The organism is Gilliamella sp. wkB171 (assembly GCF_001693755.1).
Lineage (GTDB): Bacteria > Pseudomonadota > Gammaproteobacteria > Enterobacterales > Orbaceae > Gilliamella > Gilliamella apicola_F.
Genome location: NZ_LYST01000043.1, coordinates 360,807 through 374,101, shown reverse-complemented (window position 1 = coordinate 374,101; position 13,295 = coordinate 360,807). Strand labels below are relative to the sequence as shown.

Here is a 13,295-nt window from a genome sequence, read left to right as displayed (position 1 = left end):
ATTTCAGTTGCACCTATTGTTGATGTGTTACAAGGCAAGATAGCTGTTGGAAGCACTATTTCAGTTCAAGGTTGGGTCAGGACCCGACGTGATTCAAAAGCTGGTATTTCGTTCCTAGCTGTGTATGATGGTTCATGTTTTGACCCAATCCAAGCGGTAATTGAAAAAGATCTACCGAATTACGAACAAGATATTTTGCGTTTAACTGCGGGCTGCTCAGTCAAAGTCACAGGTACTGTTGTTGAATCTCCAGGACAAGGTCAGCAATATGAATTGCAAGCAACACAAGTTGAAATTTATGGTTTTGTTGATGATCCAGAAACTTATCCTATGGCGGCTAAACGTCACTCAATTGAGTATTTACGTGAAGTTGCTCACTTAAGAGCTAGAACCAATATTGTTGGAGCAATTACGCGCGTTCGTCATACACTTGCTCAAGCAATCCATCAGTTTTTTGATGAGCGAGGCTTTTTTTGGCTTTCTACACCAATCATTACCGCATCAGATACTGAAGGTGCGGGCGAAATGTTTCGAGTTTCGACACTGGATCTGTTAAATCTGCCTAAAACTGACAAAGGTAATATTGATTTTGATAAAGATTTTTTTGGTAAAGAGGCTTTCTTAACGGTTTCAGGGCAGCTCAACGCTGAAACTTATGCTTGTGCATTATCTAAAGTTTACACTTTTGGCCCTACTTTTAGAGCAGAAAATTCAAATACAACCCGTCATTTAGCTGAGTTTTGGATGATGGAGCCAGAAGTCGCTTTTGCAGATCTTGATGATAACGCCAAACTAGCCGAAGATATGTTGAAGTATGTTTTCAAAACCGTGCTTGAAAAACGTGCTGATGATATGCAATTTTTTGCCCAGCATATCGATAAAGATGCGATTAATCGTTTAGAAAGCTTCATCAACGCAGATTTTGCACAAGTTGATTATACTGATGCCATTACTATTTTACAAAATTGTGATGCTAAATTCGAAAATCCAGTAAGCTGGGGAATTGATTTAGCTTCTGAGCATGAACGCTATTTAGCTGAACAACACTTTAAAGCACCCGTGGTAGTTAAAAATTATCCAAAAGATATCAAAGCATTTTATATGCGTATGAATGATGATGGTAAAACCGTTGCTGCTATGGACGTATTAGCACCAGGTATTGGTGAAATTATTGGTGGTTCACAACGTGAAGAACGCTTAGATATGTTAGATAAACGTATGGATGAAATGGGACTTAAAAAAGAAGATTATTGGTGGTATCGTGATTTGCGCCGCTATGGTACTGTGCCTCACTCAGGATTCGGTCTCGGTTTTGAGCGCTTAATTGTATATGTTACTGGTGTACAAAATGTGCGTGATGTTATTCCTTTTCCAAGAACTCCACGCAATGCAAATTTTTAATATGATTAAATTGTAAACCATTCGCTTACTAGGTTTATTAAAAAAACGATTTGTATAGATTTTATTGAAATAATGATTAAAAAATAATCAAACAGGTGTGATTTTAAGGTTAGACATCTTATTTACTAAAAAGTTCTCTTGATTTTAAAAAAAATTTATACATAATTTACGGTACTGTAAAAAGTAGATGAAAATAATAGAAGTACTATTGTTTTTGGATGAATGATTTTTGTACAAATGACACATGACTTAATGGATAGTGTCAATATTAAAATAACCGTGAGGGTAAAAAATGAAACGTAATCTATTAGCAATCGCTATTCCTGCACTTTTAGTTGCAGCTGGCGCAAATGCATCTATCGAAGTTTGGAATAAAGATGGTAATAAAGTTGACTTTTATGGTCGTGTAAAAGCAGCTAACAACATCACTGATCGTAATCAAGATGGTGAAGGTGATGATACTTCTGCTCGTTTAGGTATGTCTGGTCAAACTCAAATTACTGACAGTGTAACGGGTTATGGTCGTTGGGAATACCAAGCAAACGCTGGTAAAAATTCATCTAACGAAGTGCGTTATGCATTTGCTGGTTTAAACTTTGGTGATTTTGGTTCATTCGATTATGGTCGTAATGATGGTGTGTTAAAAGCAATTACAGCTTATACCGACGTATTACCACAATTTGGTGGCGATGCAGCAAATAATGCATGGAATGTACTTTCTAGTCGAACTAAAGCGGTTGCAACTTACCGTAATAATAATTTCTTTGGTTTAACTGATGATGTTAGCTTTGCATTACAATATGCTGATAACGGTGATAATTCAGCAACTAATGATGGTAAACGTTTCAAAGCTAACTATGATGAAGATGGCGATTTTTCAGGTTATTCTGGGGATAGTCGAGAAGCATTTGGTGCAAATGTTCAATGGCGTATTTTTGATACAGGTTTAACTGCTGGTGCTGGTTACGCGCAAACATCTGGTAAAGGCAAAGCTTACCGCGATGAAGATGGTGATATTTATGGTGGTACCAAAAATGTTAAGACTTGGGGGGCAGGTATTAAATATGACAACTATAATTTATATTTAGCTGCTACTTATTTCCAATCTAAATTCAATAATTATCGCGAATATGATGAAGACCATCATCATAATCCAAAAATTAAAGGTATTGAATTGGTTGCTCAATATGGTATTGATTTAGAAGTTGGTCGTCTAACACCTTCTTTAGCTTATGTACAACATAAAAATAGTAATACTGGCGACATATATTATGATGATACTCATAGACAAGGTCGTGATTTGGCTAAATATGTTTCACTTGGCGCAACTTATGATTTAAATAAAAACTTTAGTGCTATTGTAGAATATAAATTTAATCTACTTGATAAGCGTGATATTGGAGCTGAAAATAACACAGCTCGTGACTCTAATGGTCGTTACCCTTACAAACCAGGTACTAAAGATGTGTTAGGTGTTGGTTTAATTTACCAATTCTAATTTATATTCTTAATATCTTATAAAAAGGCACTTAGGTGCCTTTTTTCATAATTATTGAAATTTATTTCATATCAAAACACATTTTATGCTTAAAAAATTTTATAGTAAGTATTAAAATTATCGTAAATTTTTAGAATTTATTAAATAAACATTGTTAAATATACTACGTGCATTATTTATTGGTCATTGTTGGTTAATATTAATAACGCATAAAACGTATAATTACTCTGGATTAGTAGTAATTTATGGGTCAAAAGCAAAATATTTTGCCTTATTTAGTAATATAAAAATACCTACGAGGGTAAAAAAATGAAACGTAATCTATTAGCTATTGCTATTCCTGCATTATTAGTAGCAGGTACGGCGAGTGCTTCTATCGAAGTATGGAATAAAGACGGTAATAAAGTTGATTTTTATGGGCGTGTTTATGCGCTAAATTATATCACCGACCGTGATAATCAAACTGGTGAAGGTGATAAAACCACTGCACGTTTAGGTATGTCAGGTCAAACTCAAGTTACTGAGAACATTACCGGTTATGGTCGCTGGGAATACGAGGCAAAAACTGGTTCAAACGCTGAAAACGAAACGCGTTATGCCTATGCAGGTATGAACTTTGGTGATCTAGGTTCATTTGACTATGGTCGTAATGATGGTGTGTTAAAAACGTTAACTTCTTATACTGACGTATTACCTGAGTTTGGTGGTGATGCATCGGACAATGATCTTTATGCATTAAGTGCTCGTACTAAAGCGGTTGCAACTTATCGTAATAGTGATTTCTTTGGTTTAGTAAACGGTTTACGTTTTGCTGTTCAATATGCCGATAATGGCGATAACAGCTCAACAAGCTATTTTAATAAACATGATCGTGATGGTAACAATAGTGCTGAAGCTTGGGGTTCAGTAGTTGATTGGGATGTATTAGATACAGGCCTATCTATTGGTGCAGGTTATGCGCAAACTGGTGGTCATAAAGATGCAAAAGCATGGTCAGCCGGTGTGAAATATGATAATAATAACCTTTATTTAGCCGCATTATATATTCAAGGCAAACAAAAATATGGTTGGGATAATGCTTCAGCTACCCATAGTGCCGATGATTTAAAAACTAAAGGTTACGAAGTCGTTGCACAATATGGTATCGACTTTGATATTGGTCGCTTAACCCCATCTGTTGCTTACATTCAACATCGTGTACAAGACGCTTCAAGCTTTTCAAGAAGTGGTGATGCAGGACTTAAAGGAAATGACTTAATTAAGTATGTTGATGTTGGTTTGACTTATGACTTCAACAAAAATTTACAAGCTATCCTTGATTATAAAATCAACTTGTTAGATAAAGATGACATCGGTGCTCGCCGTGCTTTATATGATGATAGCTCATTTAGTCGATCACAAATTAAAGCAACGACTAAAGATACTGTTGCATTAGGTTTAATTTACCAATTCTAATTACCCGTAAATTAGGTTTTTAAAAGGCACTTAGGTGCCTTTTTTATTGTCTTAAATCTAAGCAAATAACGCTTGCACTTTAATACATACTCTGTTAAAAACTATCGAATAATCATCGATAGGGACAATAATGATGCTTTACACAACGCGTAAATTGGCTGCTAAAAAAAATATTGCTTTAGTTGCTCATGATCACTTAAAAAGTACTTTATTAAATTGGTGCAGAAAAAACCGAGCAGAACTTGCACATCATAATCTATGTGGTACCGGCACGACAGGGAATTTAATTAAAAAAGAGATAGGGTTAAATATTACTCCAATGTTAAGTGGTCCAATGGGTGGCGATCAACAAATTGGTGCATTAATTGCCGAAGGTAAAATTGATATACTCATCTTTTTTTGGGATCCACTTAATGCAGTACCGCATGACCCCGATGTTAAAGCATTATTGCGTTTATCAACAGTTTGGAATATACCTGTTGCGACAAATGAAGCAACAGCTAATGCACTGATTCAATCAGCCATTTTTACCCAAGAAGTTGAAATTGAAATTCCTGATTACCAAAGATATTTAGCTGAAAGAGTAAAATAAGTGCCAATACCGTCGCAAATTCGTAAAACCGGTAAACAAATATTACTACTAGATAATTTATTTATTGTTCTAGGATTTTATGTTGTTTTTCCATTGGTTTCGACACACTTTGTTAGTCAAGTTGGTTGGAGTGCTTTGTTTGTCGGTTTTGCTTTAGGATTCAGACAATTTGTACAACAAGGATTTGGTATTATTGGTGGTGCTATTGCTGATCGCTTTGGTGCTAAACCGATGATTGTTTGTGGAATGTTTTTACGTTGCGTCGGGTTTATATCAATGGCTATTGCTAGTCAACCTTGGCTTTTATTACTATCTTGCTTACTTTCTGCTTTAGGTGGATTACTGTTTGATCCACCACGTATGGGACTGACCATCAAGTTTACCCGCCCACATGAGCGCGGTAAGTTTATTTCGCTGTTAATGATACAAGATAATGCCGGTGCAGTGATTGGTGCACTTATTGGTGGTATTTTGATTGATTATGATTTTCATTTAGTTTGTTGGTGTGGCGCATTTATTTTTTTCTTATGTGGTCTTTTCAACCTTTTCTTTTTGCCTGCTTATCATATTGCTATTGGTAAAGCTCCCATTGTCAATGGTATGAAAATGGTGCTTAAAGATAAAAAATTTACACGTTATGTCTTAACACTAACGGGTTATTATGTGCTTGGGGTACAAGTCATGTTGATGCTACCGCTAACTATTACCAATATTTCAGGAAGTTCAAGCTATGTGAAATGGATGTACGTGATTGAAGCAACTATTTCACTAATTCTGCTTTATCCTCTTGCCCGTTTTAGTGAAAAACATTTTAGATTAGATCAACGCCTTAAATTTGGATTACTTCTGATGTCGGTTGCTTTTATAATAATTGGATTTACATCCCAATTATCTATTTTGCTATCTCTCATAGCGCTTTTTTACCTTGGTGCAATTATTGCAGAGCCGGCTAGAGAAACTTTAGCAACGGTGTTAACTAATCCAAAAGCCAAAGGTAGTTATATGGGATTTAGTCGATTAGGGCTTGCTTTAGGCGGATTTATTGGTTATACCGGTGCTGGATGGCTTTATGAAATTGCAATCAAGATGGGTTTTCCGCATTTGCCGTGGATTATTTTAACGTTAATTGGATTATTAACGTTAGGTTATTTACAATATCTATTTAAAGATGAACCACCTTTTAATTTAGTCAAGATGAAAAAAATTGATTAATCTCACCATATTTAAATAAAATTGCTTCACCAGTGTTTAATTTATGCCAAGTTTCATTTGAAGTTAACGGCATAGTTGAAATAATAGTAACAATATCATTTGGTGTAGTATGCTTTTGAAAATCGATTTCAACATCTTCATCAATTAACTTTGCTTTACCAAAAGGTGCTTTGCGCGTAATCCAATGTAAATTAGTTGAACAATAAGCAAAAACATATTGCCCATTAGAAAGTAGCATATTAAATATGCCAAGTTGATTAAGTTCAAGTGCACATTGTTGGATATAAGTAAAAAGCTCAATATCATCAGTGGGTTGTTTTGGGTATTTTTTATGTAACTGATTAATTAAGTAACAAAAAGCATATTCACTGTCGGTTAATCCAACAGGTTGAAAAATTCCCATATCCAGCTTTTCGTAATCAGTTAATTGCCCATTGTGGGCAAAAGTCCAATTTTTACCCCACAATTCTCGGGTAAAGGGGTGCGTGTTTTCAAGCGCTACCCCCCCACGATTTGCTTGACGAATATGGGCGATAACAGCCTTAGATTTAATTGGGTATTGCTGTACCATCTTAGCGATAGGTGAATAGCTACAAGGCTCAGGATCTTTAAACGTTCTGCAGCCTTTACCTTCATAAAAGGTAATACCCCAACCGTCTTTATGTGGTCCTTTATCTCCGCCACGTTTAATCAAACTCGTGAAGCTAAAACAAATATCAGTTGGCACGTTTGCGCTCATACCCAATAATTCACACATTTTAAGCCATCTCTTTTTCAATTAACATAATTAAAATATGAATAACTTTGATATGGATTTCTTGTACACGGTCAGCATAACCAAAATGTGGTACACGAATATCGACATCAGCCAGTCCATTCATTTTACCGCCGTCTTTACCGGTTAAGGTAATGATTTTCATCCCTTTTTGTTTAGCTGCGTCTATTGCTTTTAATACATTAGCTGAATTCCCTGAAGTTGAAATACCTAATAATACATCGCCTTTTTGTCCAACACCTTCAACATAACGTGAAAATATAGAATCAAATCCGAAATCATTGCCTACACAAGATATATGACTAACATCTGATATAGCTATTGCAGGATAAGCTGGACGATTATCACGGTAACGACCGGTTAACTCTTCAGCAAAATGCATAGCATCACAATGGGAACCACCATTGCCACATGATAAAACTTTACCACCTTGTTTAAATGCGTTAGCTATAAGCACAGCTGCTTGTTGGATTTTGTGAAGATTGCCATCATCCGAAACAAAATTTACCAATACATTTAGTGCTTGGTTGAGTTCATCACGAATAGCATCAATATACATCTAAATTACCTCATAAATGAAAAATCTTACTACCATTGTAGTGCGTTCAAAACTGCTTGCAAGGGGTAATAAAAATAAAATGATAGATAGTGAAAAAAGTTGAAGTAAATTTGATTTATTAGCGTAGATATCAATCATAAAAAATTAACAAAATTGTTTAATTAAAATTTTTTTATATTACTCAAACTATTTAAGTTCTAATAAATAAAATCTTTGTATTTATTTTCCAATAAATTGTTAATCAAAACGAGGTTGTAGCGTTATTTGCTGATAGGATAAGCCTTCAAATCATGATATAATAAGCAAATATTGTCACCTACAATTAATCAAAGTGAAATTGCATTTATAATCGAACGATAAGGAATCACTATGCAAACAGTTAAAGGTAAAGTTGCTGCACCAAAAGCTAAAGTAGCTATAATTGTGGCACGTTTTAATCATTTTATTAATGAAAGTTTAGTAAACGGTGCTGTTGATGCGTTAACGCGTATTGGTCAAGTTGATGAAAAAAATATTACGGTTATTTGGGTACCGGGCGCTTATGAAATTCCGCTTACTGCAAAAGTTGCTGCACAATCTAAAAAATATGATGCTATCGTGGCTTTGGGGACAGTAATTAGAGGAAGCACTGCACATTTTGATTTTGTTGCAGGCGAGTCAAGCTCTGGCCTATTAAGTGCTAGTTTAGAATTTTCAATTCCAGTCGGTTTTGGCATTTTAACGACTGAAAGCATAGAACAAGCCGTTGAACGTGCTGGTACTAAAGCAGGTAATAAAGGTGCTGAAGCTGCATTAACTGCACTAGAAATGCTCAACGTTATCAAAACAATTAAGGAGTAATTTAGTGGCATTAGTTAATCCTCGTCGTCGAGCAAGAGAATGCGCCGTTCAAGCAATTTACTCTTGGCAAATATCTAGAAATGATCTTGCTGATGTTGAGACAAGTTTTATGACTGAACAAGATATGAAAGGTGTTGATACGAAATATTTTCGAGAGTTACTTCATGGTGTTGCTAAAAACACTACAGAGTTAGATGAAAAAATGGCACCTTATCTTACTGAAAGAACAGTAGATGAGCTTGGTCAAGTTGAGTTAGCCGTATTGAGAATTGCACTCTATGAATTAATGAAACGTCACGATGTGCCTTATAAGGTTGTTATTAATGAAGCTATCGATTTAACTAAAACTTTCGGAGCAGAAGATAGCCATAAATTTGTCAACGGTGTTTTAGATAAAATTGCGCCAACCATTCGTACACGATAACCAATTATTTTGAGATAACTATGAACGATAATACTGAAAAAAATAAACCAGCTATTTTTTACGCTACAACTAATGAGCCTAAAAAGCATTCTCGAACCAATAAAGAAAAAATTAGTGGGCATAAAGATAAGCGCAAAGATAATTCTTTTCAGTTTAACGCTAAAGGAAGAGATAAGCGTAATAATGATCGAATTGAAACGTTCAAACCTAAAACGAACTTTGTCAAACAAAGTATTATTGTTGAAGTAAATAAATCTGCGTACGATTTACAAGATGAAAATGAATCCCCTTGGCGCAAAAAAGTACGGGATAATGATCAAAGCCCTACATTTGGTTATGATGGCTATCGTCAACGTAAAGAAGAAACTTTAGTTTATAGTGAAAACAGTTGTAAATCGGTCTTTAAGCACCGCCGCGCGGCAATTGTAAAATTGTTCATTACGCAAGAAATGACTTATCAATTTAGGGATTTAATTAATTGGTTAGTTAAACAACGTTTAGGCTACGATATTGTTTCAAATGAGCAAATTGCCAAAATAACTCAAACTTCGCATCATGGTGGTGTTTGTTTGATTGTTAAAAAACGTGTTGCTATCACTATGTTTGACTATTTAGACAAATATCATGATAAACAGCAAGATTGTATTTTAGCGATTGATGATGTAAATAATCCTCATAATTTGGGGGGATTAATTCGTAGCGCTGCATTTTATAAAGTAAATGCTGTTATGCTACGACAAACTAATTTACTTGATAGTGGCGCAGCTATGCGGGTGGCAGAAGGGGGAATTGAAGCGGTTGAATCAATAAAAAGCGATGATTTTATTGTTTCACTTGATCAATTCAAACAGCATGGTTATCAGATTATTGTCTTATTACCTTGTCAGGTAAAATCAATTGCCTCAACAGAATTAGCAAAAGTTGAGTTTCATAAAAAAACGGTATTAGTCATATTCCAACAAATAAATATAAAATTAGTACAATGTGCTGATGTGGTTGTTCATTTGAAGGGGAATGATAACATGCCTTCACTTAATATCTCTGTTGCAACAGGTATTACTTTATCCTCAATGCAATATTAAAATATTTTATGTTATTGTTGACTATTTACTATGTTGAATAGTCAAAGTAACAAAAATACTACAAAAACATTAAAATAGCATCAATTCATTAGACAATGTTAATATTTTCTGTACATTGTTAGCAGGATTTCAATGCGTTGGTAATAGTCATGGTATCTAAACATAAAGTTGGTTTGATTTTCGGTAAATTTTACCCTTTACATTGTGGTCATATCTATCTAATTGAAAAAGCGATGACACAAGTTGATGAACTCCATATCATGTTAGGTTGTGAGGCAAATCGTGATAAACAACTTTTTGCAAGCAGTCGCCTACCTAAACAACCGCAAGTGTGTGACCGTTTTTCGTGGTTACAAGAAACGTTTAAAGATCGCCATAATATCCATGTACATATTTTAGATGAATCTAACATTGAATATTATCCAAATGGTTGGCAAGATTGGAGTGATCGGGTAAAACAGATTTTAACTGAGTATAAAATAGAACCTACTGTGGTTTTTACCAGTGAACCGCAAGACATTAAAAATCATGAATTATATTTTCATTGTCCAGTCGTGTTAGTCGATGCTAATCGCGATTTTATTAACATTAGTGCGACTCAAATTCGTGAAAATCCATATCAAAATTGGTCTTTTATTGCCAAAGCTGCTAAACCTTTTTTTGTCAAAAAAATAGCAATTATTGGACAGGGAAAATTCAATGAGCTTTCTTTACAATTAGCTAATATCTATAACACACAATATGTAACAAATGGTTATATTAATTACATTGAACGTGAAATATCAACCCCTTATAATCAGCGTTATTTGAGTGAAACTGATTATATCCGTATTGCAATGTTACATGTGGAGCGGTTATCAAAAGCGATTGAAACGAGTAATAAGGTGCTTTTTACTTCAATCGATTTCGAAACACTGTCTCAATACTATACGCAAATCTTTCAAAAAGAACATGAGGTTTTAAACGGATTGAAACAGAGCTATCATTTCGATTTAGTTATTCATCAGCAAGATCTTAATTCGTCTAATACGATGTTACAAAATTTTGAAGCTATTTCTAAAATGGTTGAGTCATTGTTGATTTAGTTCATCACATTTACAGTGGCTTATGCTAAAATAAGCTAACTCGATGTGATAGGTAAATTTTTATGTCTCAATCCCCTGATAAACAAGATAATAAAGAACAAGAAAAAATTGATTTTGGTTATACACAAGTTCTAAAGCAAGAAAAAGTCAAACGAGTTGCAGAAGTATTTCATTCCGTTGCTGATAAGTACGATGTAATGAATGATCTTATGTCATTTGGTATTCATCGTATCTGGAAGAAGGTTACCATTGAATATAGTAGCGTACGTAAGGGCCAAAAAGTATTGGATTTAGCGGGTGGAACAGGTGATCTAACAGCTAAGTTTTCTCAACTAGTGGGGGATGATGGGCTAGTAGTGTTGGCTGATATTAATGAATCCATGCTAAAAGTTGGTCGAGACAAGTTACGCGACAAAGGCTTATTTAAAAATATAGAGTATGTACAAGCGAATGCAGAAGAACTGCCTTTTGCTGATAACTATTTTGATTGTATTACCATATCGTTTGGACTGCGTAATGTTACTGATAAACAAAAAGCATTATGTTCGATGTGGCGGGTATTAAAACCAGGTGGTCGTTTACTTATTCTTGAGTTTTCTAAACCTCAATACAAAATTCTAAATAAAGCTTACGATTTGTATTCTTTCACGATGCTGCCATTAATGGGTAAAGTTGTGGCGAACGATGCCGATAGTTATCGTTATCTAGCTGAATCTATTCGTATGCATCCTGACCAAAAAACATTAAAGAAAATGATGGAAGATGCCGGTTTTGTTGATGTTAAATATCACAATATGACAGGCGGTATTGTGGCTTTGCATACTGGTTTTAAATTTTAAGGCGACATGCGACAACGATTATGACATTTTTTCGACTTTATAAAATATTGGCAGTATTTCGTGCATATCGATTAGATGAATTATTGCCAAAACACCATTCAGTAAGATGGCCTAAATTTTTGTCAAAGTGTTTATTTTGGATCCGCCCCAAAGCAAAACACCAAGAAATAGGGGAAAGACTACGTCAAGCTTTGCAAGAGTTAGGTCCAGTTTGGATTAAATTTGGACAGATGATTTCAACTAGGCGTGATGTTTTGCCGATACATATTGCAGATGCGCTGGCTAAATTACAAGATCAAGTCGACCCTTTTGATGGTAAAATTGCTAAACAACTAATTGAAAGTGCATTAGAACAACCCCTAGATTACTATTTTTCTAATTTTGATGAAAAACCGCTAGCATCCGCATCCATTGCTCAAGTGCATACAGCAATATTAAAGCGCAGCCAAGCTGAGATAATAATAAAAGTATTACGTCCTAATATTTTACCGGTCATTCGCTCCGATATTGACCTAATGTATTGGGCTGCTAATCAGTTGACTAAACGCGTTAAATCGGGCGAAAAATTACGTGCTTTAGAGATTGTACGCGATTACGAAAGTACCTTATTAAAAGAGCTAGACTTACAGCAAGAAGCTTATAATACAGCTAGATTACGTGATAATTTCATCAATAGTGATATTTTGTATATACCGTATGTCTACCAAGATCTATGTCGAAAAAACATATTAGTTGAAGAGCGAATTAGAGGTGTTCCAATAGCCGATATTGAACAACTCAAGCATAAAAAAGTTAATATGAAATTACTGGCTGAACGTGGTGTTCAAGCATTTTTTACCCAAGTGTTTCGTGATAATTTTTTTCATGCAGATATGCATCCCGGTAATATCTTTGTTGATATTACTGATGTACAAAATCCAAGATACATCGGCATTGATTGTGCTATTGTCGGCGTGTTAAGTGAAGATGATCAACGTTATCTTGCTGAAAACTTTCTTGCTTTTTTTAATCGGGATTATCGCAAAATCGCTGAAACTTATATCGCTTCGGGTTGGGTGCCTGAAACAACTGACGCAACTGCTCTTGAAATGGCAATGCGTAATGTTTGCGAGCCTGCTTTTGCCAAACCATTGTCAGCGATATCTTTTTCACAAATTTTACTACAATTATTTCAAGTTGCCCGTCAATTTAATATGGATATACAACCTCAATTAACTTTACTTGAAAAAACGTTATTTTACATAGAAGGATTAGGACGTCAGCTCTATCCCGAACTTGATTTATGGCAAACTGCTAAACCATTTTTAGAAAAATGGTATGAAGATAAGTATAGCGCTAAAAAAATATTACAACAATTTTGGACAGCATTACCGCAGTGGCGCACAATTTTGCCTGAATTACCTGCTAGACTAAATGATAATGCGCGCATGACAAAGCAGTTGAGTCAACAATTAATGCAAATCCAGCAAGAGATAAAACAGAGTAAAAAGCGCGAATCTTATCTCTTGGGATTCACGGTTGTTATCAGTCTAT

12 protein-coding genes and 1 pseudogene are annotated in these 13,295 nt (G+C 34.9%); 11 read left to right on the top strand and 2 right to left on the bottom strand.

Annotated elements, in window-relative coordinates:
• From asnS to mdtH, 5 genes are all read left to right on the top strand, one after another.
• Complete coding sequence (gene asnS / locus A9G03_RS07770) at nt 1–1,401, top strand: asparagine--tRNA ligase (protein WP_065634806.1); 1,401 nt, start codon at nt 1–3, stop codon at nt 1,399–1,401.
• Between the two features lie 292 nt (nt 1,402–1,693).
• Nucleotides 1,694–2,899, top strand: coding sequence for a porin (locus A9G03_RS07765; RefSeq protein WP_065798859.1), 1,206 nt, complete (start codon nt 1,694–1,696; stop codon nt 2,897–2,899).
• Between the two features lie 309 nt (nt 2,900–3,208).
• Nucleotides 3,209–4,354 carry a porin gene (locus A9G03_RS07760; protein WP_065798858.1) on the top strand — a complete coding sequence of 382 codons (1,146 nt, stop codon included), beginning with the start codon at nt 3,209–3,211 and terminating at the stop codon, nt 4,352–4,354.
• A 133-nt stretch (nt 4,355–4,487) separates the two neighbouring features.
• Nucleotides 4,488–4,946, top strand: a complete 459-nt coding sequence (locus A9G03_RS07755; RefSeq protein ID WP_065634807.1) for a methylglyoxal synthase — start codon at nt 4,488–4,490, stop codon at nt 4,944–4,946.
• A complete protein-coding gene (gene mdtH, locus A9G03_RS07750) occupies nt 4,947–6,158 on the top strand; it encodes a multidrug efflux MFS transporter MdtH (protein WP_065634772.1) in 1,212 nt (403 codons plus the stop codon).
• Here mdtH and A9G03_RS07745 read toward each other — a convergent pair.
• Both A9G03_RS07745 and lpcA read right to left on the bottom strand, forming a co-directional pair.
• Nucleotides 6,136–6,915, bottom strand: coding sequence for a class II glutamine amidotransferase (locus A9G03_RS07745; RefSeq protein WP_065634773.1), 780 nt, complete (start codon nt 6,913–6,915; stop codon nt 6,136–6,138). The genes mdtH and A9G03_RS07745 overlap by 23 nt on opposite strands.
• Before the next feature lies 1 nt (nt 6,916).
• Nucleotides 6,917–7,492 (bottom strand): D-sedoheptulose 7-phosphate isomerase, encoded by a 576-nt coding sequence (gene lpcA / locus A9G03_RS07740; protein ID WP_065634774.1) that lies wholly within the window; start codon nt 7,490–7,492, stop codon nt 6,917–6,919.
• Between the two features lie 369 nt (nt 7,493–7,861).
• Here lpcA and ribH point away from each other — a divergent pair, with 369 nt between their 5' ends.
• The 6 genes and pseudogenes from ribH to ubiB form a co-directional block, all read left to right on the top strand.
• Nucleotides 7,862–8,332 carry a 6,7-dimethyl-8-ribityllumazine synthase gene (ribH, locus tag A9G03_RS07735; protein WP_065634775.1) on the top strand — a complete coding sequence of 157 codons (471 nt, stop codon included), beginning with the start codon at nt 7,862–7,864 and terminating at the stop codon, nt 8,330–8,332.
• Nucleotides 8,333–8,336: 4 nt separating this feature from the next.
• The gene (gene nusB / locus A9G03_RS07730) at nt 8,337–8,756 is read left to right on the top strand and encodes a transcription antitermination factor NusB (RefSeq protein ID WP_065634776.1); all 420 of its coding nucleotides are present in this window, start codon (nt 8,337–8,339) and stop codon (nt 8,754–8,756) included.
• A gap of 20 nt (nt 8,757–8,776) precedes the next feature.
• Nucleotides 8,777–9,838: a TrmH family RNA methyltransferase gene (locus A9G03_RS07725; protein WP_065634777.1), complete on the top strand. Its 1,062-nt coding sequence runs from the start codon at nt 8,777–8,779 to the stop codon at nt 9,836–9,838.
• 149 nt (nt 9,839–9,987) lie between these two features.
• On the top strand, nt 9,988–10,923 hold the full coding sequence (gene nadR, locus A9G03_RS07720; RefSeq protein WP_065798857.1) for a multifunctional transcriptional regulator/nicotinamide-nucleotide adenylyltransferase/ribosylnicotinamide kinase NadR: 936 nt from the start codon (nt 9,988–9,990) through the stop codon (nt 10,921–10,923).
• Between the two features lie 62 nt (nt 10,924–10,985).
• The gene (gene ubiE / locus A9G03_RS07715; RefSeq protein ID WP_065634779.1) at nt 10,986–11,762 is read left to right on the top strand and encodes a bifunctional demethylmenaquinone methyltransferase/2-methoxy-6-polyprenyl-1,4-benzoquinol methylase UbiE; all 777 of its coding nucleotides are present in this window, start codon (nt 10,986–10,988) and stop codon (nt 11,760–11,762) included.
• A 20-nt stretch (nt 11,763–11,782) separates the two neighbouring features.
• Nucleotides 11,783–13,291, top strand: a pseudogene (gene ubiB, locus A9G03_RS07710) (ubiquinone biosynthesis regulatory protein kinase UbiB); the annotation flags it as partial.
• Nucleotides 13,292–13,295 lie beyond the last annotated feature (4 nt).